The 26360-nt window shown below is 51.6% G+C and carries 20 protein-coding genes and 1 riboswitch; of the genes, 4 read left to right on the top strand and 16 right to left on the bottom strand.

Annotation, left to right across the window (positions count from 1 at the left end):
• Positions 1-265: 265 nt before the first annotated feature.
• From TY10_RS21755 to TY10_RS21785, 7 genes are all read right to left on the bottom strand, one after another.
• The gene (locus tag TY10_RS21755) at positions 266-1708 is read right to left on the bottom strand and encodes a putative bifunctional diguanylate cyclase/phosphodiesterase (RefSeq protein ID WP_042168214.1); all 1443 of its coding nucleotides are present in this window, start codon (positions 1706-1708) and stop codon (positions 266-268) included.
• 198 nt (positions 1709-1906) lie between these two features.
• Positions 1907-2653 carry a response regulator transcription factor gene (locus tag TY10_RS21760; RefSeq protein WP_081735415.1) on the bottom strand — a complete coding sequence of 249 codons (747 nt, stop codon included), beginning with the start codon at positions 2651-2653 and terminating at the stop codon, positions 1907-1909.
• Positions 2654-2791: 138 nt separating this feature from the next.
• Positions 2792-6067: a response regulator gene (locus TY10_RS29135; protein WP_162160663.1), complete on the bottom strand. Its 3276-nt coding sequence runs from the start codon at positions 6065-6067 to the stop codon at positions 2792-2794.
• Positions 6068-6206: 139 nt separating this feature from the next.
• Positions 6207-6644 carry a hypothetical protein gene (locus tag TY10_RS21770; protein WP_042168217.1) on the bottom strand — a complete coding sequence of 146 codons (438 nt, stop codon included), beginning with the start codon at positions 6642-6644 and terminating at the stop codon, positions 6207-6209.
• A gap of 126 nt (positions 6645-6770) precedes the next feature.
• A complete protein-coding gene (mgrA, locus tag TY10_RS21775; RefSeq protein ID WP_042168219.1) occupies positions 6771-7763 on the bottom strand; it encodes an L-glyceraldehyde 3-phosphate reductase in 993 nt (330 codons plus the stop codon).
• Between the two features lie 92 nt (positions 7764-7855).
• Complete coding sequence (locus TY10_RS21780; protein ID WP_238327870.1) at positions 7856-9313, bottom strand: HD-GYP domain-containing protein; 1458 nt, start codon at positions 9311-9313, stop codon at positions 7856-7858.
• 26 nt (positions 9314-9339) lie between these two features.
• Positions 9340-11367: a bifunctional diguanylate cyclase/phosphodiesterase gene (locus tag TY10_RS21785; RefSeq protein WP_042168221.1), complete on the bottom strand. Its 2028-nt coding sequence runs from the start codon at positions 11365-11367 to the stop codon at positions 9340-9342.
• Between the two features lie 192 nt (positions 11368-11559).
• Between TY10_RS21785 and TY10_RS21790 the strand changes: the two genes are divergently transcribed.
• Both TY10_RS21790 and TY10_RS21795 read left to right on the top strand, forming a co-directional pair.
• Positions 11560-12699, top strand: coding sequence for a peptidyl-prolyl cis-trans isomerase (locus tag TY10_RS21790; protein WP_042168223.1), 1140 nt, complete (start codon positions 11560-11562; stop codon positions 12697-12699).
• Positions 12700-12840: 141 nt separating this feature from the next.
• A complete protein-coding gene (locus TY10_RS21795) occupies positions 12841-13710 on the top strand; it encodes an aldose epimerase family protein (protein WP_042168226.1) in 870 nt (289 codons plus the stop codon).
• Here the strand turns inward: TY10_RS21795 and TY10_RS31775 are convergent.
• From TY10_RS31775 to deoC, 3 genes are all read right to left on the bottom strand, one after another.
• Entirely contained in the window at positions 13707-14309 is a 603-nt protein-coding gene (locus TY10_RS31775; protein ID WP_238327871.1) for a SulP family inorganic anion transporter, read from the bottom strand. The genes TY10_RS21795 and TY10_RS31775 overlap by 4 nt on opposite strands.
• Positions 14272-15129, bottom strand: a complete 858-nt coding sequence (locus TY10_RS31780; protein WP_238327879.1) for a SulP family inorganic anion transporter — start codon at positions 15127-15129, stop codon at positions 14272-14274. The genes TY10_RS31775 and TY10_RS31780 overlap by 38 nt, the downstream gene beginning before the upstream one ends.
• 218 nt (positions 15130-15347) lie before the next feature.
• Positions 15348-16037 carry a deoxyribose-phosphate aldolase gene (deoC, locus tag TY10_RS21805; RefSeq protein WP_042168229.1) on the bottom strand — a complete coding sequence of 230 codons (690 nt, stop codon included), beginning with the start codon at positions 16035-16037 and terminating at the stop codon, positions 15348-15350.
• Positions 16038-16242: 205 nt separating this feature from the next.
• On the opposite strand from deoC, the gene TY10_RS21810 reads away from it, so the two are divergent.
• Positions 16243-18042, top strand: a complete 1800-nt coding sequence (locus TY10_RS21810; RefSeq protein WP_052350701.1) for a 5'-nucleotidase C-terminal domain-containing protein — start codon at positions 16243-16245, stop codon at positions 18040-18042.
• Positions 18043-18431: 389 nt separating this feature from the next.
• Here TY10_RS21810 and TY10_RS21815 read toward each other — a convergent pair whose 3' ends face one another.
• From TY10_RS21815 to TY10_RS21840, 6 genes are all read right to left on the bottom strand, one after another.
• The gene (locus TY10_RS21815; RefSeq protein ID WP_042168232.1) at positions 18432-19667 is read right to left on the bottom strand and encodes an MFS transporter; all 1236 of its coding nucleotides are present in this window, start codon (positions 19665-19667) and stop codon (positions 18432-18434) included.
• A gap of 103 nt (positions 19668-19770) precedes the next feature.
• On the bottom strand, positions 19771-20403 hold the full coding sequence (locus TY10_RS21820) for a hypothetical protein (protein WP_052350702.1): 633 nt from the start codon (positions 20401-20403) through the stop codon (positions 19771-19773).
• A 123-nt stretch (positions 20404-20526) separates the two neighbouring features.
• Positions 20527-20675, bottom strand: a riboswitch (cyclic di-AMP (ydaO/yuaA leader).
• A 61-nt stretch (positions 20676-20736) separates the two neighbouring features.
• Positions 20737-21198, bottom strand: a complete 462-nt coding sequence (locus TY10_RS21825; RefSeq protein ID WP_042168234.1) for a cupin domain-containing protein — start codon at positions 21196-21198, stop codon at positions 20737-20739.
• Positions 21199-21379: 181 nt separating this feature from the next.
• On the bottom strand, positions 21380-23098 hold the full coding sequence (locus TY10_RS21830; RefSeq protein ID WP_042168236.1) for an ABC transporter ATP-binding protein: 1719 nt from the start codon (positions 23096-23098) through the stop codon (positions 21380-21382).
• Between the two features lie 197 nt (positions 23099-23295).
• The gene (infC, locus tag TY10_RS21835) at positions 23296-23784 is read right to left on the bottom strand and encodes a translation initiation factor IF-3 (RefSeq protein ID WP_081735417.1); all 489 of its coding nucleotides are present in this window, start codon (positions 23782-23784) and stop codon (positions 23296-23298) included.
• Between the two features lie 43 nt (positions 23785-23827).
• A complete protein-coding gene (locus TY10_RS21840; RefSeq protein ID WP_042168242.1) occupies positions 23828-25228 on the bottom strand; it encodes an MATE family efflux transporter in 1401 nt (466 codons plus the stop codon).
• Positions 25229-25434: 206 nt separating this feature from the next.
• On the opposite strand from TY10_RS21840, the gene TY10_RS21845 reads away from it, so the two are divergent.
• Positions 25435-26319, top strand: coding sequence for a helix-turn-helix transcriptional regulator (locus TY10_RS21845; protein WP_042168244.1), 885 nt, complete (start codon positions 25435-25437; stop codon positions 26317-26319).
• The last annotated feature ends 41 nt before the right edge of the window (positions 26320-26360 follow it).

Genomic DNA, 26360 nt, shown 5'->3' on the forward strand with positions numbered 1-26360 from the left:
AGGGTTAGGGTTAGGGTTAGGGTTAGGGTTAGGGTTAGGGTTAGGGTTAGGGTTAGGGTTAGGGTTAGCGGAGCGTTTTGAGTTTAGGATGACCTTTTGCAGATTCTATCCATTGTCTTCGACAAAGACAATGGAATCAAGAACGGCAGCATGAACCAAAACGCAGCGAGCCCGAAGCTGATGCACCAACAACAAGAGGCCGCCGGAAACTTTCCCGGCAGCCCCCCCAAGCATTAGCCTGTTCATCCTTCGCCTACAATCCACCTTATGATTGTCTAAGCGAAGATAAGTCCAATTCATCCGGCTTCATCGGCTTGCCGAGCATAAAGCCCTGAACATAGTCGCAGCCCCATTCCTGGAGCAGCCGGTATTGCTCGATATATTCAACACCGCTGGCTGTTATCTCCAGCCCTAGCTTGTGAGCAAGTGCAATGACCATCTCTACGATGTGACGCTCGGCTGAAGGCATGTCGATATGCTGCGTAAAAGCCGGGCTTATTTTCAAGCCGTTAATAGGCAATTGCTTCAAGCTAGCCAGCGAGAAGCTGCCAGTGCCGAACTCATCGATGACGAGGCGGACGCCCTGAGCACGAAGCTGCGTCAGCACTTCCAGCGGCTGATCGCTAGGGTTTTGCTTGTCTTCCTTGATCTCCAGCTCCAGACAAGAGGGGCTAAGCCCCGTGTCATTGAGCACATTCGCCACCATGCTCGGGAATGCAGGGTCCTTAAGCTGCAATGGGCTGACGTTAACCGTAACGATCAGCTGCTCCAGACCGTAAATCTGCATGCTGGAGAGCATCTGGCATGCTTCCCGCAGCACCCACTCCCCAATTGGTACGATCCATCCGTTCTGCTCAGCCACTGGTAAAAATTCGGAAGGCGGTACACTGCCAAGCTCCGGATGATTCCATCGCAGCAGCGCTTCGAATCCTCTTAGCTTGCCGTCCGAAATACGGTAGATCGGCTGGCAGCTTAACGAAAATTGCCGCTCATACAACGCGGTTCGCATCGACGCTTCAATGGCGACCCAGCGATTCAGCCGCTCCGTATCTTCGAGCGAATAGAAGCAGATTTTCCCCCAGCCCTGCGCTTTTGCTCTAGACAGAGCTGTCTCTGCCCGGCTAAGCAGCTGCTCGCTCGTTCGGCCGTCATTCGGGTATATGCTCGCTCCCACACTGGCTGTAAGGCGTGACTCTACACCTTCAAGCTCGCATGCCGATTCCACGGCATATTTCATGGCCTCGACAGCCAGACCGCCGTCCGGCTGGTTTCGGTCCAGCTCTTGCACGAGCAGAAAATCATTCTCACCGATCTGGCAAGCCAGCATTTCGGCCCCTCGTACAGCTCCCCGTGAAAGATGCGATGCTGCGACTTCGCTGTCAACCTCGCGCACTGCTGTACGGCCGCTGCCCAAACGGGCGGAGGCCTCTTCCTTCTGCCTGCGATCTGCCGATACACCGGCAGCATGAGCCCCTTGCTCCGGACCAGTCCCGGCAGCCTTTTGTCCTCCAGCAGCCAGTCGTTCGGCTACCGCCCGAATCATTTCACTTCCATATGCCATGCCCTTTGTCTCATTTATGCGATAAAACCAATCCAGATGAATGACAGCAACAACGAGCCGTTTTCCGGATGCGCGGGCCTGATAAAGCGCCAGTTCCAACTGGGCGAACGCTTGCGCACGGGCCGGAGTTTCGATGACTGCTTGCACCTGTTTGACACCATCCTTTACCCTCAATAATTAGTGCTATCATCCCATATAAGTATTAGAAAAATTTAGGATGGTTGTTTAGAAGAATGTTAGATTCATCTGTCAAGATGCTAATAGGAGCAACTTCTGCCTAACATAAATAAAGAAGACCGCCCTGCGCAAGCAAGGCGGCCTTCCTTCGTCACGGTGAATACCTGTCTAATCAGCGACTCCTGCGTTTCTTCCAGCTTCCGAATAGTCAGCCGTATACTTATAGCCGAATCCCCATACGGTACGGATCAAACGCGGTTCCTTCGGATTATGCTCAATCTTTTTCCGCAAATTTACGATATGAACGTCAATCGCCCGATCCGTGACAAAGGAGTCGAATCCCCTTATCGCGTTGATCAGCTCCTCACGGCTGAATACTTTGCCCGGATGGGCAAGAAACAGCTTCATCATCTCGTACTCAGAAAAAGTTGTCTCCACCAGTTTGCCTCTTACGAGCAGCAAACGGCGTTCCAAATCCAGTTGAATCGGCAAGCCGTTCAACACTGGAAGAGCCTCTTCCGCTTCTGCTTCCGCCTCCGGTTCCGGTGCGGTGATATGGGAACGGCGAATTAATGCTTCCACCCTTGCCGTCATCTCATGCATGCTAAAGGGCTTGCACATATAGTCATCCGCTCCGGCCTTCAAAGCCAGCACGCGTTCTGACACTTCACTCTTCATAGACAAGATCATAATTGGTACATGAGACCGTTCTCGGAGCGTACTGCACACTTCCATGCCGTCCCGATCCGGCAGCATTAAATCCAGCAGCACGATATCGGGCTCAAATTCATTCGCCGTCCGCAGCCCTTCCTCCGCAAGTCCCGCTTGCTTCACCAAGTAGCCTTCCTCCGACAAATACATAGACAGCATATCACTCATCATGACGTCATCTTCTATGACTAAAACTTTATACACTGGCGCCACCCCTCATTGGGATTGGAGATTTCTGTCGAATTCGATATTATATCCATAATATACAATATCAACCCCAGAGGGACAATCGTTTGTTAGAAAAATGTTAGGAATATTTGTCGAACTAGCAAACATTATTTGCTACACTCTGTTTTTCAAAGATAGTATGGTTTCGTCAAGACGCTTCCTAAGCCGCCCCGCAGCTTCCTTCCAGCTTGGCTCATCAAACGGTTCTCGTTTCACAACCGCCTCGAGCGCCCCAGCCTCGCAAGCGATCGCATGAGCTGACAAATGGCTCGACGCGCCCTTCAACGTATGCAGCATCCGCTTAACTGTGCCAAGCTGTCCGCTTTGCAGGTTCGCCTCCAGCTTATCCATAAAATCAGAGTAATCGCTCTCGAATTGATCCAGCATATGCAGCAAAATCATTTGCTTGCCATTCACCCGCGCAAGCGCCGCCTCCAGATCAATCCCTTCGACGGCCGGTATGTTATGCTCCGTCAAGGCTGGGGCACCCGACAGCTTGTCAGGCAAAGAGCCGGCAAGCGGCAGATGAAGCGACAAGGCAATCGCGGAATACAGCTGCTCTGCATGAATTGGCTTCGTGACAACTCCGTTCATGCCTAGCCGCATGTACGTTTCATGATCGGAACGCAGCGTGTTGGCAGTCACTGCAATAATCGGGATGTGCCGGTAAAGAATATTGTCGCGAATGAGCCGCGTTGCTTCCATACCATCCATTTCCGGCATGTGAATATCCATCAGGATAAGCTGCCATTCTTCCTGCTCCAGCATCTGAAGCGCTTCTTTGCCGTTCTCGGCAACGCCAACCTCAAACCCGTAGGCCTTCAGCATTTCCTGAGCCACCATCTGGTTGATGGCATTATCCTCCGCCAGCAAAATACGAACGCCGCTTGCCGGCCCTGCTACCATAGAAGAGGCGGCCTGTATGGCGGCTTCTTTCAGTTCCCGATCCGCAAACTTCCGCTTCTCCCTACTAGAGGAATCGATCATCAGCCGGCTAAGCGCCGTGTACATTGCTTGCCGGGTGACGGGCTTCGTCAGCAGCGCTGACGGCCGTTCCGATTCCGGCATCTGAAGGAGTTCATCCCTTCCGAAGGAAGTCGTAAATACGGCGGTCTGAACGCCAGCCGCCTCCGCTTCCTTGTGGAAGGCCAGCCACGTCTCCGCGCCGTACATATCCGGCATCTCCATATCAAGCATAATCAGCTTCGGCCTCTCCGCCGCCTTCACCCGCTTCAACCGCGCCCTGGCCGATTTCCAGGAATAGAACGGCACAGGCGTCAGTCCGAAGGAATCGACCACTTTATACCAGTGCAGCCGCATTTCATCATTATCCTCAACGATCCAGATCGTCTGCTGCTCAGTACCTTCAATGGAATAATTCACGGGTGCAGAGTTCTGAAGCAGTGCGAATCGAAGCTCGAATTGAAAGCGGCTGCCAGAGCCAAATTCGCTCTCAACCTGTAGCTTGCCGCCCATCATCTCGACGAAAGCATTGGAGATGACGAGACCCAGGCCAGTGCCGCCAAACTTACGTGTCGTGGAGCTGTCAGCTTGCGTAAACGGCACAAACAGCTTGTCCACCTGCTCCTGCGACATGCCGATGCCGGTATCCTCTACCATGAAGCGCAGCTTCAGACTGTCCTGCTGCTGATCCAGAACTGTCAGCCTCAGCATTACTCTGCCTTGCGACGTAAACTTAATCGCATTCATGCAGAGGTTGAGCAGAATTTGCTCCAAGCGCAGCGGATCGCCAACAAGCGTAATCGGCAGCTCCTTAGGCGAATCCAGTATAAATTCAAATTGCTCTTTGCCCCCCATAAAGATGCTGAGCTGATCGGCCAGCCGGTGAAGCAGCTCCTCCGGCTTAAACGCCAGCCGTTCTGGTTCGACTTTGCCCGCTTCGATTTTGGAGAAATCGAGAATATCGTTAATGATGCGCAGCAAGGTGTCGGAGGACGTATTGATCTTATCCATGTAATCCTTCTGCGAAGCCGAAAGACCCGTTCGGCGCATGAGCTGCGCCAAGCCAATAATACCGTTGAGCGGCGTACGGATCTCATGGCTCATCAGCGCAAGGAAGCTGCTCTTCGCCGTATTCGCTTCCTCCGCTTCTTGTGTAGCCCGGATCAATTCCTCCTGAATGCGCTGCTGCTCGGATACATCACGCGCAATACAAGAATAGAATAATTCACCCGTCCGGCTGTTGGCGTGCGCGACGACGACCATGGAGACAAATATTTTTTTGCCCTCGCAGGTGATTAACTCCGCGTTGCCCTCCCAGAAGCCTTGGCGCTCCGCTACTCTAGCCCCGTTAATCAGCTCTTTGTATACGGGCGGTTCCATATGACGCTTCAATGTCGTATATTTCGCCGAAGCATCCAGCGCCAGCATTTCCTTGCCAGCCGTATTCATATAAATAATGCGTCCTCTATGATCAACAGAGGCGATCAAATCCTGCGCGGAACCAACGATGTCGAGGAGCCGGTTCTGCATTTTTTCCATCTGCAAATGTTCCGAAATATCATAGGCCATACCCACAGTCCCTGTAAATTTGCCGTTATGGTCACGCAGCCCGTTGCTGCTGTGGCGCACCGGAATTCTAGTGCCGCTTCTATGTATGAAAGTCCATTCCCGCTCGTAGGAGAAGTTTTCCATCCGCAGCTCATGGAACAGCTCCAGTCCCGGCACTACCGTTCTCCCTAGACGGTCGGACAATAGCTCTGCTTCCTCGCGAATCTCCTCCGGATCGATGAATAGCAGCGGCGTCGCATGACCGCGCACCTCCTCCAGCTTATAGCCGATTAAATGCTCGGCAGCCGTATTCATGTAGGAAATGCGGTAATGCTCATCCAGCACGATAAACGCATACTGGTTCTGGTTAATAATCGCGCCAAGCTGCTCGAACATATCCTTCAAGTGCACCATCATGCCATTAACGGATGCTGCAAGCTTGCCCACCTCATCGCTGGGCAGCTCGTTCAAATGCTCGGCGTCAAACCTGCCGTCTGCCGCTTGCTCAGTTACAGCAAGAATACCCTCGAGACGGCGGACGATCGTTGCAAAAAAGATAAAAAACAAAATGACGACGACAATTTCTGCCAACGCAATGGTCGCGAAGGTCTGCAAGAACACCCGGTTCAGCCCTTCATTCAGGCTGGAGCTTGGCATTTCTAACGAGAATCGCCAGCCGGTTACCGCATCCACCTTCTCATAGAAGACGATGTGTTTATGCGTACCCCTTTTCTGCTTGAAGGTTCCCGACTGCTCCTCCTGAGCAGCTCCCGTCCCCGCCTTAGCCTTGGCTTCCATAGCCTCCTTGAATCCAATCGTTTCATTCAGCTCTTCATCGGGAGCAGCCGAATAGATCATTTCACCTGCACGGTTAAACATTCGGAATACGCCCGTCTCCTGCTTTTCTAGACGGAGGTAGGGCTCGAGCACCGACAACTGCATAGATGCATAGACGACACCGATGATCTTGTTCTGATCGCCATACACCGGAACAACGATAAATGACTGCTTGTCCGTCTCAAAAAAATGGAATCATCGGGTCGGTTACCGTTACTTTGCCTTCAATCGCGTCCAGAAAAAAGGACTGGCCGCCCATTGGGATCGTCGGTCCGTTGGTCCGGATCGCAAAACCGTTCGGATGAACAAATCCAATCGCATGATAGGTAAATCCGGATCGCACCAGCTCACGGTTGAAATAGCGGAGACGCTCCTCATCCGTTCCGAAGCGGACCACATCGGTCCGACTCATGACCAGTACCTCAGCTCGCCGGATGGCAAGCCAAGAAGCCAGCTGACTCGCTCCGCTTTGCAGCCTGCTCATCGTTTTCTCCTTCGCCGAATCGATCATTTGCTCGCGTACGGTCATGTAATTGCTGACACCTGCAAGCAGTAGCGGAATGATGGAGATCAGCACGATCAACAGCAGCCCTTTAGTTCTGAGCGACATTTTATTCAAACAAGCTTGCCCCTTCCGAGCGATGTCATTTCTTGTATTATACCGTCCAAAACTCGCAGATGGCGATATCACGAAAAAAAACGCCTGAACAGGAATCACCCCATCCAAGCGTTTAGCGCCAAATTATTATTTTGCAAGAATTTCTTCGATCGCATGCAGCTCTTCAGCCGAGAAGTCCAGCCTGCTCAATGCCGCAACGTTGTCGTCGATTTGTTCCACACGGCTTGCACCGATCAATGCGGACGTTACTTTGCCGCCGCGAAGCACCCATGCCAGCGCCATTTGAGCAAGCGATTGTCCGCGTTCGGAAGCCAGCTCGTTCAGACTGCGGATTTTCGCCAGCTTGTCTTCCGTAATCTGATCCGATTTCAGGAAGACGCTAGGGCCGCCTGCGCGGGAATCAGCTGGCACACCGTTCAAGTAACGGTTGGTCAGCATCCCGCCAGCCAGTGGCGAGAATACGATGGATCCGATTCCGTCCGTCTCCAGCACATCCTGCAAGCCGTCCTCGATCCAGCGGTTAAACATCGAATACGACGGCTGATGAATGAGGCAAGGCGTGCCAAGCTGCTTCAAGATCGCCGACGCTTTGGCCGTCTGCTCCGCGCTGTAGTTGGAGAGGCCGACATAAAGCGCTTTGCCCTGCCGTACGATATGATCCAGGGCAGCCATCGTTTCTTCAAGCGGAGTATCAGGGTCCGGACGGTGATGATAGAAAATGTCGACGTACTCCAGATTCATCCGTTTCAGACTTTGATCCAGGCTGGAAACCAAATATTTGCGGGAGCCCCACTCGCCGTAAGGTCCCTCCCACATATAGTAGCCGGCTTTAGTTGATATAATAAGCTCATCGCGGTAAGCCGCGAGATCCTGATGCAAGATTTGTCCGAACATTTCTTCGGCTGAACCTGGCGGCGGTCCATAGTTGTTAGCCAGATCGAAATGAGTGATGCCCAAATCAAACGCCCGGCGAACCATAGCTCTGCCATTCTCCAACCGGTCATTTCCTCCGAAATTATGCCACAAGCCTAACGATACAGCTGGCAGCTTCAAGCCGCTGCGTCCCGCACGATTGTACTTCATTTGTTCATAACGGTTTTGCTCCGGTAAATAAGCCATCGATGTTCATCCTCCTATGTATGGACTACTCCTCTATTGTAACCGAGCGGAAACGCCAATGCCATTCCCGTCAAAAAAGCTTTTGTAAAGGGCTATGCGGGTGCTGTCCCGTCAATCCAATTCAACTGAAATTCCCGACTCGATCGAATCGTCTCATCGAAGAAATTCCGCTGCTCCTCGGCAAGGGTCAAGAACGACTCGACGCAGGATGGATCGAAATGCTTGCCGCTTTCCCCGCGAATGTGTTCCATCGCTTCATCGTGAGACAACGCTTGGCGATAGGAACGCGATGAAGTGAGCGCATCATAGACATCCGCAATGGCAATTACTCTAGCGAGCAGCGGAATGCCATTGCCGCTTAGACCGCTTGGGTAGCCGCTGCCATCCCAGCGCTCGTGATGAGAGCGGATAACAGCCAGCTCCTCCTGCATGAAGCCCAGCCTCCGGCATAAATGGTATCCGGTCAGAGGGTGCTCCTGAATAATGGCCCGTTCCTCCAGATTAAGCTTGCCCGGCTTGTTCAGAATATGGCCGGGAATGCTTAGCTTGCCGATATCATGGACAATCCCCCCTTGGGCGATAGCCCGCAGCTGATTCGAGGATAAGCCCATTACTTCTCCCAGCTTAAGAGCGTAAATCGCAACCCGGTAGTTATGGCCCGCTGTATAAGCGTCCCTGCTCTCCGTCGCGCGGATAAGCTCCTTAATAGCCGGAGACATATAAGCTTGAATCCATTCCTTCGGATTGCTGCGAAGCAAGAGCAGCATCGAGGAGGTCAATGAGCCGGTGCTTCTGTACTGCAGCAAAATGCCCGCCGACATGCCAATGACTGATGCCAGCAGCAAGATATGATACAGCCACCAGCTCAGCTTCCACGATTCCCCCGTGACGATAATCATTTGCGCCAGAATCATCCAGCCGGCGCTGTACACGATAGCCAGTTGAAGCGGAAAACGGGAAGACGTGTAAGTTTGCCAATAGCGCAGCATCGTCCATAAGTTCAGGGCAACAATGATGCCCGTAGCAATCCAGCGCATCGGGTTTTCTTTCAGATGCAGCCATTCGGTTACTTGAGGCACGTACCATAAGAGCAGGCAGAGCGCCACAAGCGCAGCCGACCATACCGGAACGAGCCAGCGCTGCCAGCGGGACAGCCAGCGGATGACAAAGCGATCGGAGGACATCGAGGATAGCCACAGCCAGAGAACAGCAAGCAGAATGCTGATCTGGGCAGCCGTTCCGGATATGCTGCTATGATAGCTCAGCAAGCCAGGCGTCGACATGCCGTGTACCGTAAACAAAGCGGCAAGCGAGACATAAGCAAGCGACAAGAAGCTGATTTTCAAATTGCGAATCCGAATAGCGGCAAACCCGATCGCTACCGCAACAATTAGGGCAAATAGGGAAACGATGCTGACTATGTAGAAATGTCCATGTGGAGAGTGAATGTCGGCATCCAGCGGAGACGTGCTCCGCAAAACGATGTAGATGGCCAGCGGCAATGCCATAGACAATGCAAACCAGCCATAAACCCGAGGTGTGACGCGCAAGACCAAAACCTCCCCCTTTAATATGATTACGAGATCCCTTGTATCTGAGCACGATTCAGCGCCGCCATCCATTCATCCAGTTGATCTCTTGGCATCGGCTTGCTGAAATAAAAGCCCTGCATTACCTGGCAGCCGGAAGCCTTCAAGAAATCAAGCTGCTGCTCGGTCTCCACCCCTTCCGCCACCACTTGCAGATTAAGCTGGCTGGCAAGCGTAATGATTGTATTGACGACAGCCCGCTTGGCAGGAGAATGGCTATGCTGCATAAACAGCTTATCGATCTTCAATGTATGAAAAGGAATGAGATCAAGGCTTCCGAGCGAGGAATAGCCGGAACCGAAATCATCCATCGATATCGTAATCCCCATATCCTGCAGCGGCTTCAGCTGATTGACGACGTCTATTACATTGTTCATGACGATCGTCTCCGTAATTTCCAGCTCCAGCAGATGTGCGGGCAGCGTAGAGCGCTCCAGTGCAAACAGGACCATATCCATCAGATTTTTACTGTCAAATACTTTAACTGAAAGATTCACCGACACGGTGAGCGGCTCAGGCTCATGCTGATTCCACTGGACGCAATCTTTGCATGCCTGTTCCAGCACCCATCGTGTCATAGATACGATCATACCCGTCTCTTCTGCAATCGGAATAAATTCATCTGGCGAGATAATTCCATAAGCAGGATGCTTCCAGCGAAGCAGCGCTTCAAATCCGGTCGGATAGTTCGTATCGGAATTCCACTTGGGCTGATAGTAGTTTACGAACTGCCCTTTAGCCAGAGCAAGCTGCATGTCCTTCTCCAGCTCCATTCTGCGGGAAGCCATTCTATCCAATTCCATGTTATAGACAAAATATTGATTTTTCCCCTGCCGCTTTGCTTGATACATGGCAGTATCGGCTGCGATCAGCAGCTTGGACCGGTCCGTCCCGTGCTCCGGCGAGCTGCTGATGCCGATGCTGCCGGTAATGTAGAGCTCATTGCCCTCCAGATAATAGGGCTTGCGGATATGCTCTAATATGGAGGAAGCAATACTGGTGGCTTCAACGGCGTCAATGCCCTTAATAATAAGCAGAAACTCGTCGCCGCCCAGACGGAATATTTCCGATTGTTGGTCACTGAAGATCTGAAGTCGTGAGGCAGCCTCTTGCACCAGCAGATCACCGATGTCATGGCCCAAGGTGTCATTAATGACTTTGAAACGGTCCAAATCGAGGAAAAACAGCGTAAACGAGGCATTCTCTAATTCATCCTCGAAGTAGCGGCTTAAGGCATGCCGGTTCGAAAGACCGGTCAATGAATCGCTGTAGGCCATCCGCTCCAGAACGGTACGATCGAAATGAATAGCTCCCCAGGTAACAATCATTATCGCCAAAGTTGTAAAGGTGACGCCAAGCAGCAGAAATAAATTGACGGGAGCCGACTGCGCAACAATCTCAGGATTGCCGCACCAGAACGAAGCAGCAGCCATCCCCGTATAATGCATGCCGCAGACCGCTACGCCCATCAGAGCTGCCGCAGACCATTTGGACAGACCGGCGCGGGATGAGTTCCGGAATTTATGGAATAAATAAAGGGCCGCGCAGGATACCAGTACAGCAATAACGGCAGAAAGACCCCATAGGTAATAATTATAAGTTATCGATACGGTTGATGATTGCATCGAAGCCATGCCCGTGTAATGCATCGTTACGATGCCGGCGCCCATAATGGTCCCGCCTAAAGCCAGCCGCGATCGGCTGTTGTTCTTCGTCAGCGAGAATAAAAACGCAAAGTAGGATGCCAAAATCGCTGCAACGATAGAGACTAGCGTAATCGGAATATTATAGGTCATCGGCACACCGACATGGAAAGCGATCATGCCGATGAAATGCATCGTCCATATGCCACTGCCCATGACAAAAGCGCTGGCCGCCATCCAGCCCTGCTGGGCTTTGCCGCGAGAGTGAGATATTTTATAAACCAAATTCAAAGACGAGTAGGAAGCCAAAATAGAAATAATAAAAGACAACGCAACGATCCAGCCGTTATAATCTCCAGTTAATGCGAACATATTTCCCCTCCGCTCCAGCGGCAAACTGGGCGCTTACTAAATTTTTCATCTGCTCTATACCTATACAATCATACGAAATCGGTTAGGATGCAACATTTTTTTATTTTAGATTAAGGTTTTTTGTAAATTGTTTTGTTATAGTAGGTGAAGATTGCAAATTAGCACCGTATTATTGAAGGGAGCTCATAAAAAATGGAAAACAAAGATCCGCAGCAGCCTAGAGACGAAGAACAAAAAAATGCTGCGACGGAAGAGCAGCCAGAAGCGACTGAGGAACAGACGATTCAACAAGAAGAATCGGATCCAAACGCAACGGCTCACGACGAAGTGAACGAAGAAATCGATACCGTGGAAGGAGAGCAAGCAGCAGCTTCCGCACTCGCTGTACCGGCTATTGAACAAGCCCCTGCCCCGTCCAGCGGCGGAAGCAAAGCATGGATTGCCATATCAGCCGTGCTTGCAATTGTGCTCGTTATCGTATTGATTAAGCCTCCGTTCACCGGAAGCGGCAAAGCGGTCGCAACGGTTAACGGCGTTAAAATTACGCAGGACAAGCTTTATCATGCATTGCTTCCGCAAGGCGGCGCTTCTACGCTGGACGGCTTGATCACGAAAGAGCTGATCGATCAAGCAGCCGACAAAGCAAGCGTTAAAATCACGGACGAGGACGTAACTGGCGAAATCGATTCGCTGATTAAGCAATTCGGCTCGGCAGAAGCTTTGAATTCTGCGCTGACGCAAAACGGCATGACGATGGAAGATCTTCGCGAGGATGCAGGAATGCAGCTCAAAATCCGTAAAATTTTGGAGCCGCAAACAAAAGTAACCGATGATGACGTGAAAAAGTTCTACGACGAGAATAAAGCATCCTATGCTACGCCAGAGCAAGTCCGCGTTTCTCATATTATGCTTGGAACGAAAGAAGAAGCAGCCGATGTCCTCAAGCAGTTGAAGGACGGCGGCGATTTCGCTAAGCTTGCAGCGGAAAAATCGACGGATACGCAATCCGGTCCAAACGGAGGCGACCTAGGCTTTATCAGCAAGAGCAGCGGTTCAGGGGACGAAGCGTTTGACAAAGCGGCATTTGCGCTTGACGTCAACGAATTAAGCGATGTCATTCAGACGTCGGCTGGCTTCCATATCATCAAAAAGACGGAAGTTAAAGCAGCGACGAACCCGACTTTCGAAGAGAAGAAGGAAGACGTTCGCAAACAGCTGATTGATCAGAAAATTCAAGAGCTCTCCGCTACTTGGATGGAAGAGCTGCACAGCAAAGCTAAAATCGAAAATACGCTTGAAAAAGAAAAGGCGCCGGCACCGGCTGCGAAATAATTTTAAAAAGAAGGCGAACGGCTGGCTCTCAGCTCGTTCGCCTTCTTTTCATCCCCCATAAGCGGGACGCTTGATTATTATGCTATGATTGAATACGATGCATATTAGGAACGATCTACATAATGGAGGTTACAAGCGATTATGAGTCAATATCAAGTCACCAGCCGCGAGGAAACGTATACGATTTACGAATTAACGGAACCGGGTACAGATTCCCGCGTTCAAGTCTGCCCGGAGAGAGGCGGCATCGTGATCGGCTGCCAGCTGCATGGACTGGAGCTATTCTATCTGGACCGGGAAACATTCGAGAACAAGACGGCGAATATTCGCGGAGGCAACCCGATTCTATTCCCGATCAGCGGCCAGCTGGAGAACCGCTCTTATACCTGGAACGGACAAACCTACGAAATGGCGAATCACGGCGTAGCAAGAACGGCAGCGTGGGAAGTAGTCGGAACGAATACGGAGGGCGAGGCTTCCATCACACTGCTGCTCCGAAGTGACGAGACGACCAAGCAATCCTTCCCGTTCGACTTCGAGCTCATATTCACCTACGCTCTGAAGGACGGCGAGCTGCATACCCGCCAGCAGTACCGCAACTTGACTGCGGATCAGGCTATGCCTTTCTACGCCGGCTTCCACCCTTACTTCAATGTAGACAGCAAAAAGCTTTCCTACCATACCGATGCAACCCGTTATCTGGATTACAACGATATGATAGAAAAGCCGTTTGAAGGCGTATTTGATTTGGAAGGTCTTGTAGAATCCGTGACGCTGCTGGATACGAAAAAGAGTGAAATCTCCTTCCCGGTCGCTGGCGGCGCAACGGTACGCCTGTCCTATAGCGATATTTTCAAATATATGGTGCTATGGTCGGTTAACGGCAAGCCATTCGTATGCGTAGAGCCATGGATGGCAATGAACAGCGAGCTGAACCGTCAGGAAGAGCTTGTTATGCTCGAGCCTAACGGCACGCTGGACGCTAACCTTACCATTAGCTGCCAGCGTTAAACCGCAGCCTGATCGGCGGAGGCGCGAAGCACGGTTACTTGCTTTCCGTTATCTCTAAGTCTCTCCACCGTTCGTTTGACAGCAAGGTTTGCCGTATGATCCCATACTTTGGTTCCCGTGAGGTCGAGGTGAATTTCCTCGGCCTCGCATTGTGTTTCAATCTGTTCCTCCAGCTCGGAGGCGGATGCGAAGAACAGCTGCCCTTGAACACGGTACGTTCTTCGCGTTCCGTTCCACTCGCTGTCGATCTGCACTCTCGATGCTTTGATCGCAAAACCGATGAAGCTGAACAACACCCCTACACCTACCCCGATTGCCAAATCATGCGTAAGCAGTACGGCGGCAACCGTCGACAGCATGATGAACGTCTCTCCCGCAGGAAGCTTCTTCATCTTAAACACTGATGACCAGTCGAAAATCGATACGCAAACCATCAGCATAATGCCAACGAGCGCTGCCATCGGAATCATCGCCAATACATCGCCGAGCAGAACGGTCAGCAGCAGCAGAAAAAGCGCCGCGACAAGCGTTGACAGCCTGCGTTTCCCGCCCATTTTCACATTAAGCACCGACTCTGCGACGAGCGCGCAGCCCGCCATTCCTCCGAAAAAGCCGGCAACGATATTCGCAATGCCTTGACCGCGCATCTCCCGGATTTTTATCGGTCCGCTCTCCAGTCATCTCATCGAGCAGATTATGCGTCAGCATCGTTTCGGTATAACCCACCACGGCCAACGACAAGGAATAAGGTGCAATTATCGCGAGCGTATCCCAGCTGAACGGAATATCCGGCAGGAAGAAGGACGGCAGCGAAGCGTCAATCGCTGCGATCTCGCCGATGCGGGTTACATCGCCAAGTCCCAGCGCCCATACTCCAACGCTCAACAGAGCGACGGCAACAAGCGGCGATGGAACCGCCTTGAAATAACGCGGCAGCCAATAAATAATGGCAAGAGTGAGGCCGACCAAGGCGTACATGAGCCAGGATTCACCTTGAAAGTACCTGAGCTGGGACATAAAAATCATAATAGCCAGCGCATTAATAAATCCGGTCAACACCCCTTGCGGGACGAAGCGCATAAGCTTGCCGAGCTTGAATACGCCCATCAGAAACTGGATAACGCCCGTCAATACCGTAGCTGCAAACAAATACTGGATGCCGTGCTCATGTACGAGCGAGAGCATCAGTACCGCCATCGAGCCGGCTGCTGCGGATACCATGCCGGGACGGCCCCCCATAAACGTTACGACGAGCAAAATGCAAATCGTCGCATAAATGCCGACAACAGGCGGAACACCCGCCATAAAAGAAAATGCGAGCGAATCCGGCACTAGCGCCAGTGTCGCCGTCATGCCCGCCAGCACATTCACGCGGACATCAGTCATCCACTGCTCGCGCCAGGAAGCTTTTTGAAGCATACTTCACCTCTTCTTATCCTATAAATTACCGATCTATATGAATCTGTGCAAAGCGCTGAACCTGAAATTCGGCCACGCAGACAGTTCGTCCTCTATCGTAAAAATAGCCTCAAGGCAATAAAAAAACCGGCTCCACAGAGCCGGACGGTTCCTTCATTCATCATAACGCCATTCAAAAACAGGGTCAATCCCCCAACATCTGCACCTTCGGGCAGCTGCTAGTAGCCCTCTCCTACTCCTCCGGATACGATTGCTACGCTGGCACTGGCACCGATCCGCGTCGCGCCCGAAGCCAGCATCAGCCGAGCTGTCGCCTGATCTCGAACTCCCCCGGATGCTTTCACACCCATCTCAGGGCCAACGGTACGGCGCATTAGCGAAATATCCGCAGCAGTAGCTCCGCCTTTGCCAAAGCCTGTTGATGTCTTCACATAATCCGCCCCAGCTTCCTTACAGATCAAGCATGCCCGTACTTTCTCCTCGTCTGTCAGCAACCCTGTCTCCAAGATCACTTTGACGACTGCTTGTCCGTTAGCAGCAGCAACGACACCTGCTACATCTCCTTGGACTCCCTCGTCATCGCCGGATTTGAGCAGTCCGATGTTCAGCACCATATCGACCTCGGTTGCGCCATTTGCGATCGCATCCCGCGTCTCCGCTGCTTTCGCGAACGTAGTTGTCGCCCCCAGCGGGAAACCGATAACTGTCGTTACACCCACCTTCGAATCAGCCAGCAGCTCCGATACCAGCTTCACCCAGCCCGGATTGATGCACACCGTCGCAAAACCATGATGCTTTGCTTCTTCGCAAAGCTGTACGATCTCGGCCTTTGCCGCATCTGCCTTTAGCACGGTATGATCGATTGCCGCCGCAATATCTGCGGCCGTCAAGTGATGTCCTTCACTCATGATGGATCGCCCTCCTTGTTATTTCCCCCATTATAATCAACCGTATACGCCTAGAGCAATAAGACGGACTAAGCGGGATGTCCTCTTATAGTATGTCTTAAGTTTTAATTTTCAGAAAATTAAAGAATGCTAAACAGGAATTCATCTGCAAACGTAGAATAGGGAACTCGTTGTCAAATATAGGATATGGAGGGATGAGAGGTCTATGTTCAAGAGGTTCAAATGGTTAGGCTCCGCCTTGTTGGCTGTATCAATGATTGCAGCCTCGACAGGCACCGTCACTGCAGCCGAATCAGCAACGACCGCAGCGGGCAAGCACATTACTCTGCTGCACACGAATGATATGCACGCCCGAGCGGTTGAAAGCACAAGCGGTGAAATGGGCTTCGCCAAGCTCAGCGGCATCATCGACAGTTACCGGGCAGCTAATCCCAATACGCTTCTGCTTGACGGCGGAGATGCCGTGCACGGGACAACCTTCGCTACTTTGGTGACCGGAGAGAGCGTCGTGCAGATTATGAACAAAATGGGCTATGATGCTGCAGTACCCGGCAACCATGAATATAATTACGGTTATGAACGGCTGCTGGAGCTTGAGAACGTAATGACTTATCCGCTGCTTAGCGCGAATACCCGCGTAACCAAAGACCAGACACTCTTGTACAAGCCTTACGTCATTAAAGAAGTTGACGGAGTAAAAATCGGCATATTCGGTTTGACGACGCCGGAGACAGCATATAAAACACATCCCAATAATGTGAAAGGGCTATCCTTCACGAACCCCGCGAAGGAAGCGCAAGCGATGGTGGATGAGCTGAAGGATAAGACGGACATCATCGTTGCCGTAGGTCATCTTGGACAAGATGCAGCAAGTGAAGACACCAGCCTGAAGCTGTTGAAAGAGGTGCCCGGCATTGACGTATTTATAGATGGTCACAGCCATACGGTGCTGAAGGACGGCCTTGTGGCAGGCAACGGAACTCTCCTAGCCAGCGCAGGAGAATATACGAAATATTTAGGTGTAGTCGATCTATGGTTCGATAACGGCAAATTGGTCAAGAAGCAAGCTGCACTCATCGATCAGAAACAAGCTGCGGCTATTAAGCCTAATGCCGAAGTGGCGGCGCTCGTTGCAGATATTCAGAAAAGCCAGGAAGCCATTCTGTCACAGGAGGTCGGCAAGGCGGCCGTCAAGCTGGAGGGTACCCGTGAGCTTGTGCGGGCGAGTGAGACGAATCTGGGCAACCTGATCGCTGATGCGATTCGTGATGCAGCCGGAGCTGACGCCAGTCTGATGAACGGCGGCGGCATTCGAGCTTCCATAGATGAAGGCGTCATTACGAAAGGAGACGTCATCACGGTACTGCCATTCGGCAACCAAATCGTAACGTTGAAGGTCTCTGGAGCCAACTTAAAGGCCGCGCTTGAAAATGGCGTTTCCGATTACCCCAATCCGAAAGGCGCATTCCCGCAAGTGTCCGGCATTGCATTTAAGATTGATGCAGCTAAACCGGCGGGCGAACGCATTCATTCCGTAAACATAGGCGGCAAGCCGCTTGACGCTAAGAAGCAATATGTGTTGGCAACGAATGATTTCATAGCTGCGGGCGGAGACGAATATGCCATGTTCAGCAGCTCTCCGCAAGCTGGGATGTATGGCTCGCTTGATGAGGCACTCATTGCCTACATTGAGAAGCTGGAGGGCACGCTTCCGAAGGTTGAGGGGCGTATTACTGCCGCTGCCACCGTCGCATCAGAAGTTCCGCCTGTTGCGACCGAGCCGGAACCTGCAACGAGTGCAGAGCCGGAGGTGAAACCTGAGCCTAAGCCAGAAACGAAACCTGCGGCTAAACCGGAGCCCGCTTCATATACCGTTAAGAAGGGCGACACGCTCTGGTCGATTGCCAAAGTACACGGAACGACTTGGCAGCAGCTTCGCGACCTCAACGGCATTGCTAACCCGAATCTCATCTACCCGGGGCAAAAAATTAAGCTGTCAGCTTAACTTATCGGGGCTGAGCATAAATCAAAAAGGCGTCCCCAAAGTCAGAATTGACGGCGGGACGCCTTTTTTCCCTGATGGATTGGATGCGGGAATTTGAAACTTTCCGGATCAAAATGTAAAAGTGCAGGCTGTCTGCCGGGTTTCGCCAATTTAAGTCATCAAACTGCAAATGTGCAGGTTGTTTGCTCTAATAAGCTGGAATTAGGGGAAATTGTCCGATTTCAAATGTACTTTTACATTTTGATAGCGATTCTAAGGGTTTTGAGGCTTATCAAAATGCACATTTGCATTTTGACCTCATCAGGAACATTAAATGGCAGCTAGGGACAAAAGCCAGAAATGGCGGTACAAGGATAAGATCACCCTTGTACCGCCATTTCTTATTAGCATTACGCTGCTTGTTTGCTCTGCTCTCTTCCCCGGATGCCGTGCTTCCGCTCGTACACCAGATACAAAACCAGATACACAACGAAAAACAGTCCTGAGAAAAGAAACATCGTTGCGTAATTGGTCCACATCGCCGCAAAGCCTAAGAGGATGGCGCCGGAGCCGATACCGATATCAAACAGATTATAGTAGGTAGCCGTAGCGACGCCACGCCGTTCCGGCTCCACTCTGTTAATGACCCATGCCTGCAAGGCCGGGAATAAAGCTCCAAATCCTAATCCATAGAACACGGCTGCCAGAAGCAGCATCGCAGTCGTCTCCGTCTTATACAGCAATACACAACCAATCACACACAGTATGGCTGAAGGGAATAACACCCAGAATCGGCCTTTCCGGTCAAACAACGGACCGCTGACGAACCGGATCAGTACCTCGCTGATTGCCACGACAAGGAAGAAATAACCGATATTGGCTAGTCCCTTCTCAATACCAAACAGCGTAATAAAGCTGAGCAACCCGCCAAATGCGAAGCCTACCATCATGCCAAGCACAGACGGGAACAAAGCTTTCCGCTCGACAACGCCATGCACCCACGACACTTCGCGGGCAGCCGCCGTCTCTCGTATCGCCGCTTCAGCCTCGCGCTCCTTAGCGGCAGCCTTGATTTGTGCCTGTCCCTCGGGTGACAGCCGGACGAATAAGGTAAAGAATAGCGACAGCAGCAAGATGACAACGCCGAAGCCAAACAATCCGCCGTAGCTGTAATGGTCCAGCAGCCAAATGCCAAGAAACGGACCTAATGAGAAGGAAATCGCATTACCTGTCGCAAAAAAGCCCATCCCTTCCCCTCGGCGGGAAGCCGGGATGACATCAGATACGACGGTGCCAAACATCGTGGTCGCAAGCCCAAAGCCAATGCCGTGCACAACACGGAGCAGAAGCAGGACGGATAACGTGCCTGCGACATAATAGCTGGCCATTCCGATCAAGCAAATAATGACGCCAACGAGCAGCAGCCCTTTTTTACCCAGCCGCTTCATCCCCGCCCCTGTCAATGGACGGGATAGAACGGCGGCAAACGTAAAGAAGCCCAGTATCAAGCCGATTTGCGACTCAGTGCTGCCTTGGTCCGCCGCAAATATAGGCAAAGTAGGCAGCAGCATTTCGATCGCCATAAATAGAAATAAATTGGATAGAGACAATAAAATGAAGTTTTTCGTCCATAAGGACTCACGCATGCTGTAAAATCCCTTCGACTTTCGTTATGAATTTGGAAAGCGTACCCCGCTTACCAGCTAAAGACCATCATAACGCAGCCTAATCCCGCTGTAAATCGACGTTTTACATGAAAGCGGCTCCATCCCCTACCCTGCCATAAGGCTCGCTGCCCGGCAGTTCATCGAACCATATGGCGTCATCCGGACAATCCAGCATCATGAAATGCCCCTCGCGGCCGTACTTCGAATGATGATACTTCAAATAAGCTTTGCCATTGTCAATCGACACAATCTCGATCTTGCCGGAGCTATGATACATAACGAGCTTTAGCGGGCTTCCGCCAGCGGAGATGAGCGCTTTCGCTCCTTCCACGACTTGAAAGGCGCGTTTCAAACGAACGGAAGCCTCTCTGTCGCCGCTTTCGGGATGCTGAATAAACACCAGAGCCGGCGATACGCCGATCCAGGCCAGTTGATTGAGCATATGCGCCAATAGAAACGGGTCGTCATTGATGCCTTTCAGAATAGGGGTGTGATTGACTAGAATGACGCCGGCCTGATGAAGTGCTTCCAGGCTGACGCGTGCCTCCGGTGTCAGATCGCTAGGACGATGGAATTGCGTGGTCACTTGAATGCGGGTATTGTCCGGAAACTCCCCCCTGCCGATGGCTTCAACCAGCTCTGCAAGCTGCGAATCTCCATCCAGCAAGACCGGATTGCCGTTGTTCAAAGTAACCGAATATTGGGGTTGCGGCATACAAACTCCTCCTTAAAAAAGAATTTGTGGTGCACGCTTCACCAGCGGGGGTCGATAAAAACACAAAAAGACCCTTACAATCCTAAGGTTTGCAAGGGTCATAAACATTCGTATTCATACATTAGATGACCCATCCACTGCTGACGAGGTTAGCTGACGGACTCGGGTAGATGGTACCCTAAGGCTGATGCTTGACATCAAAACCTATTCGCCCCACTTGCATTTGGTTCCCCCGCTTTCCAGCAATGCCGGAAATTAAGCGTAATCTAATTTTAAAAGATGCCCAAACCATTTGTCAAACGATCCGGCAAATTCCAGCCAAAGCCTATAAATTTAGCGTTCGATCAGCTTGAAATCATCATAATGAAAGCCCGGAGCTACCACGCAGGATACAAATACAGGCTCGTCCCCCAGCGGATGCGACATTTGCCATTCTCCTGCCGGTACCAGCGCTTGCGGCTGCTGGCCATTCAGAACATCGCCGCCCAGTATAATTTCCTGGCGGGTATGCGGATCAGCTTCTGTGCCTCCAAGCGTAAGCCTCATCGGGCCGCCGGAATGCCACAGCCAAAGCTCGTCCGAATGCACTTTATGCCAATCAGAGGATTCCTCAGGATGCAGCAGAAAATAAATCGAAGAAGCTGCGAAACGAGGGCCCGAATAAGGCGCACCCAGCACCTGATGCGGAATTTCGAAAGATGCTTTCCATAGCTCTTTGTACCAGCCGCCTTCTACATGCGGCTTCAACCCTAGAGCCTCAACCAAAGGGGACAGCTGTTTAACTGTATTGCTCATATGAACTCTCCTCCCAATCTCTTTCTAAAGCTTCGTTACTGCTTCAAATTTTATACCGAATGCCGAGAAATCGTCAAACGAGCGGATTTTCATCTGACAAACTGGCTTAATAAAAAAACCTGTTCCTCACCGCCCCCTGAGATGGAAGCGATAGAAACAGGCTTTTGGGCAATTGAATCCGTTATGCTGTACCGAACTGTGCCTGATGGAGACGGCTGTATACGCCTCCGGTTGCCACCAGCTCGTCATGCCGCCCTTGCTCGGAAATGCCTTCTTCCGTTACAACAACAATGCGGTCGGCATTCTTGATTGTTGCCAAGCGGTGAGCGATAACGAGCGTCGTTCTGCCAACGGAGAGTTCCGCCAGCGACTGCTGAATCGCCGCCTCAGTCTCGGTATCCAGCGCTGAAGTCGCTTCGTCCAGTATAAGAATCGGCGGGTTCTTCAGGAACATCCGGGCAATCGCCATCCGCTGCTTCTGGCCGCCGGACAGCTTCACGCCCCGCTCGCCGACTACCGTATCCAGACCGTTCGGCTGCGCAGCAATGAATTCCTCCAGCCGCGCCCGGCGGGCCGCTTCCCTAATCTCTGCCTCGGAAGCGTCCAGCTTGCCGTATGCGATATTCTCACGAATCGTGCCATGGAACAGGAATACATCCTGCTGTACGATGCCGATCTGCTTGCGCAGCGACTCCATCGTCACCTCGCGAATATCATGCCCGTCGACGGAAATACTGCCGCCGCCCACCTCATAGAAGCGAGGCAGCAGACTGCACAGCGTCGTCTTCCCTGCACCTGAGGGACCCACGAAAGCAACCGTTTCGCCTGCCTTAATGGATAGGCTGATGCCATTAAGCACCTTAGCCTGACCTTCGTAGCCGAAAGAAACATTATTGTAACGGATATCGCCCTTCACATGGCCGATATCATGCGCGTTTGGCGCGTCCGCTATATCCGGTTCGGTATCAATCAATTGAATGTAGCGCTTGAAGCCCGCGATCCCTTTCGGATAGCTCTCGATAACAGCATTAATTTTCTCAATTGGCTTAAAGAAAATATTCGTCATCAGAACGAAAGCGATGAACTCACCGTAGTGCAGCTGGCCTTGAATAACGAACCAGGCACCAAACAACATAACAAACAGCTGAACAAAACGCATGAGCATGTAGGTGACCGACGCGTTCATACCAATGATTTTATACGAAATAAGTTTGGCAACACGGAAACGGCTGTTGTTCTCCGCGAATTGCTTGCTTTCATGCTTTTCATTAGCGAATGCTTGTACGACGCGAATGCCGCCAACCGTATCCTCAACTCGAGCGTTGAAGTCTGCCATTTCGCTAAATAGACGATCCGAAGCCTTCGTCATCTTTTTGTTAAAGAAAATAACGAGCCAGATGATGATCGGAACGATGACGTAAGTCAGAATTGCAAGCTCCAAATTAATGTAAGCCATAATGCCAAAGGCGCCTATCAGCGTCATCACCGCGATAAACATATCCTCTGGTCCGTGATGCGCCACCTCGCCGATCTCGAACAGGTCATTCGTAAGCCGGGAGATCAGATGGCCGGTCTTCGTATTGTCGAAATACCGGAAGGACAGCTTCTGCACATGCTGGAACAGCTTGCGCCGCATGTCTGTCTCAATGTTAATCCCCAGCATGTGCCCCCAGTAGGTAACTACATACGACAACAGCGTATTAATTACGTAAATAATAAAAAGAATGGAACAAGCTGTAATGATATACATCCAGTTCCCGTCAGGGAGCAAGGTATCAACAACGTAACTGACTGCAAGCGGGAAGCATAGCTCTAGAATAGCTAGTACAACTGCGCTGCAGAAGTCAAGATAGAACAGCTTGCGATAAGGCTTATAATAGCTGAAAAATCTGCGAAGCATTTGCAATCTCCTTTTTTCGGGTAGTGGCTGTCAAAGCCATTGATAATGATTTTCAATTAAAAGCATACCCAAACTTCCAGCCAGTGTCAATTGCTGTTTAGGAGATCTTCAGCACTTCATTAGGAGCTGCTCCAGCCAGGATTGAGCTGAATTGAAGCAGCTTTCAAAGCTAAATTCAGCTCAGATTTAGTAAAGATTTAGTTCGGATTAAGCTGTACAGCAGCCTGTTTGCCGCTTACTTGAATACCTGTCTGCTTTTGCCCGTGCGACTTCAAATCGCCAACCAGCTGCTCCAGCAGCGCCTTCGCTTTGGGCCCTTCCTTGCCTGTAATCCGTATGACAAGCAGCACGGCATTCCCTGATTCCAGCAGCTCAACCGCTTGCCGCTGCTTCGTCTCGTAGTCATGCTGCTCGATATCGACGGACAGGCGCAGCTCCTTCACTTTCGCCGGCTGTTCCTTGACCTTCTCTTCCCGCTTCTGCCGGCTGGCCTCGTTCTTCGCCGAGCCTCTTCGCATCAGCCTGCAAGGCGGCGGGCTGCTCATCAGCGATTCGCAGACGAGATCGGCCTTCAGCTCTTTGGCCATTGCCAGCGCTTCAGCCCTCGATACGATGCCGAGATTCTCGCCGTCCAAGCCCGTAAGCAGCAGCTCGGACGCTTTTATCTTTTCATTCATAATCATCATTCGTTACCTCCATTAAACATTCATACAATTAAATTGTGAAAGGCTAGGCTTTGGCAACGGAAGTATTGCCCCCTGCCGCAGGCAAGCTTCCTCTTTGCCCGGCAGTCCCTTGCTCTGCGCGGCGGATCATCTTCTGCTGCTTCCATCTCAGCCAGACCAGAACGCCCCGGATATATTCGTCAGCGATCATGCAGCCATAGATGCCGAGAAGCCCCCAGCCCCAGTGAATCCCCACCACATACGGCATCAGACCGCCGACAGTGGTCGTCACCGTAAGCGATACGATCATAATAAACCGGGTATCCCCTACGGCGTTCAATGAGTTGCCAAAAGCCATGTTTAGCATTTTACCCGGCTGCAGCACCAGATTCATCCCCAGCAAGGAAACACCCATCGCAATAATTTCCGGCTCCTTCGTAAAAATGCCTAGCACTTTACCGCCAAACAAATAGATGACAAATGCATTCATCAGGACGATAAGCTCTGCAATCCACAAAGCGCGGAACACACTCTTATACGCCTTCCGGAATTCACCTGCGCCATACATATGGGCAATCTGGATTTGCAAGGCCATCGCAATCGACTGTCCCAGCATGAAACAGAACGATTCCAGCGTGTTCATATAGGTCCGCGCAGCCAGCTCGCTTGCGCCCAGCATCGCAATATAGCTGAAAATAACGAGCTGCGAGAACACCCAAGCCGACAGCCCGACGGCCAGCGGCCAGCCGATTCTCAGCACCTCTTTCAATAGCTTATTGTCGAAGATACGGAAATCGGCCAGATTGATTTTACGCTCAAAAGCGTTCAAGAACATGAACAGCAGCACGATCGTTGCGAGCAGACGGCTAATTACAGTAGAGATTGCGACACCGGCAAGCCCCCATTGCGGAAGGCCGAGCTCGCCAAAAATAAAGCCATAATTCAATATAACATGAACGACGTTCATCGCAATCGCAATATACATCGGACCCTTCGTATTGCCTGTGCTGCGGATGGATGTGCTGAGCGTTGCCATTATAGCCGTCAGAATCATACTTCCGCCTACGATAGAAATATACACCTTGGCGAGCGGCAGCAGCTTATCTGGAAGCTGAAGCACGGCTGCAATCTGCGTCGGCATGAAATATAGAATCAAGCTGAGAACGAGACCGATCAGTGCGGTCACCTTAACAGCAATAATCGCAATCGTACGCGCATCCTCATGCTTGCGGGACCCGATACGCTGCGCGATCAGAATACCGGCTCCACTAGATACGGTTACGAACAATGTGGTCAATGCCATGAACAGCTGATTGGAAAAGCCTACGACAGCAACCGCATCATCCGATATGCGGCTGACCATGAGCGTATCGGCCGCCCCCAGCAGAAATTGCAGAAATAATTCGATAAAAATAGGCCAAGCCAGCATCCAGAGCGAAAACTTGCTGCGCGGTTGCGAATTCATCATTTGAAACCTCCTGTTGTATACGACTGCAGTCTGCTGCCCAGACTTTGGAACATCGGCGCTATACGGCCTGCTTGCTGTCTGAGCATCAAAATCGTCATTTCAAATTATAGATGCTATACTGCAAGCAGTGTATCAGATTCAAAACCGAAACTTTCACGATTCCAACCTTCATTCCAATGAAACAACAGGAGGTTTCCATACCGATGACGCTCTTTCAATTTATCATACCGCCATTGCCGCATTATATGGCCAGCGGCTTCACGATCAATGCCCCCGGCTTCAGGCATCCCGGACGACGGAGGATCGAAGTATTCGATCTGCTGGTCGTGACAGAAGGCTGCCTGTATATCGAGGAGGAGGAGCAGCGCTTCGAGATCGAAGCCGGCCACAGCCTCATACTCCGTCCCGACGCCTATCATCATGGATGGCAGCCTTGTAAGGAGCAGACCTGCTATCATTGGCTCCATTTCCAGACGACGGGCGGCTGGAGTATTCATGATCGCAGTTATTCCATCCACGAGCCTGCCGAGACAGATTCTTCGGCAGCAGCAGCCCGGATCTTCACAACGCAGACGTTCATTAAGCAAGTGCCGCAATTTACGAAGCTGCTTCAGCCGGCAAAGGTGACGGAAACGATTCGGCAGCTAACCGAATTAGACCGCAGCAATCACCGCAGCAGCGTCAGTTGGAAGCAGCAGCTTCTATTTCAAGAGCTCGTGGAGCAGCTCTCAGCTTCCTATGAAATGCATAACTCATCGCCCGCTGCCCTATGCGCCGAGCAAGCCGCCACTTATTTGCGGCAGCACTACCGGGAAGCAATAACGGCTAAAGAGCTTGGCGAAAGCATTAATTTCCATCCCGTGTACATCGCCCGCTGCATGCAAAAGGTGTTCAGCTGTTCGCCGATCGACTATTTGACGCGCTTTCGAATTGAACGCGCTAAGCTGCTTCTGCTGCAAACCGATCAGCCTGTCGCCCGGATCGCCGAAGAGGTCGGGTTCAGCCATCCCGCCTACTTCGCGTCCAGCTTCACAAAGCATGAAGGAATTTCGCCGCGCAAATACCGCCAGCGCTTCGCGCACGGCTGAATTAAGCCGCACCGCTCTGTCGCATCTGGCGGTAATTAAGA

Origin of the sequence: Paenibacillus gorillae, from assembly GCF_000513275.1 — a bacterium.
GTDB classification, from domain to species: Bacteria; Bacillota; Bacilli; order Paenibacillales; family Paenibacillaceae; genus Pristimantibacillus; species Pristimantibacillus gorillae.

Excerpts from the sequence above, each read along its gene's own strand:
- TY10_RS29135 (WP_162160663.1), bottom strand. The coding sequence starts at position 6,067 with ATGTTTAACCGTGCAGGTGAAATGATCTATTCGGCTGCTCCCGATGAA.
- mgrA (WP_042168219.1), bottom strand. The coding sequence starts at position 7,763 with ATGGCTTATTTACCGGAGCAAAACCGTTATGAACAAATGAAGTACAAT.
- TY10_RS21785 (WP_042168221.1), bottom strand. The coding sequence starts at position 11,367 with ATGTTCGCATTAACTGGAGATTATAACGGCTGGATCGTTGCGTTGTCT.
- TY10_RS21790 (WP_042168223.1), top strand. The coding sequence starts at position 11,560 with ATGGAAAACAAAGATCCGCAGCAGCCTAGAGACGAAGAACAAAAAAAT.
- TY10_RS21795 (WP_042168226.1), top strand. The coding sequence starts at position 12,841 with ATGAGTCAATATCAAGTCACCAGCCGCGAGGAAACGTATACGATTTAC.
- TY10_RS31775 (WP_238327871.1), bottom strand. The coding sequence starts at position 14,309 with ATGGCGGGCTGCGCGCTCGTCGCAGAGTCGGTGCTTAATGTGAAAATG.
- TY10_RS31780 (WP_238327879.1), bottom strand. The coding sequence starts at position 15,129 with ATGCTTCAAAAAGCTTCCTGGCGCGAGCAGTGGATGACTGATGTCCGC.
- deoC (WP_042168229.1), bottom strand. The coding sequence starts at position 16,037 with ATGAGTGAAGGACATCACTTGACGGCCGCAGATATTGCGGCGGCAATC.
- TY10_RS21810 (WP_052350701.1), top strand. The coding sequence starts at position 16,243 with ATGTTCAAGAGGTTCAAATGGTTAGGCTCCGCCTTGTTGGCTGTATCA.
- TY10_RS21815 (WP_042168232.1), bottom strand. The coding sequence starts at position 19,667 with ATGCGTGAGTCCTTATGGACGAAAAACTTCATTTTATTGTCTCTATCC.
- TY10_RS21820 (WP_052350702.1), bottom strand. The coding sequence starts at position 20,403 with ATGCCGCAACCCCAATATTCGGTTACTTTGAACAACGGCAATCCGGTC.
- TY10_RS21825 (WP_042168234.1), bottom strand. The coding sequence starts at position 21,198 with ATGAGCAATACAGTTAAACAGCTGTCCCCTTTGGTTGAGGCTCTAGGG.
- TY10_RS21830 (WP_042168236.1), bottom strand. The coding sequence starts at position 23,098 with ATGCTTCGCAGATTTTTCAGCTATTATAAGCCTTATCGCAAGCTGTTC.
- infC (WP_081735417.1), bottom strand. The coding sequence starts at position 23,784 with ATGATGATTATGAATGAAAAGATAAAAGCGTCCGAGCTGCTGCTTACG.
- TY10_RS21840 (WP_042168242.1), bottom strand. The coding sequence starts at position 25,228 with ATGAATTCGCAACCGCGCAGCAAGTTTTCGCTCTGGATGCTGGCTTGG.
- TY10_RS21845 (WP_042168244.1), top strand. The coding sequence starts at position 25,435 with ATGACGCTCTTTCAATTTATCATACCGCCATTGCCGCATTATATGGCC.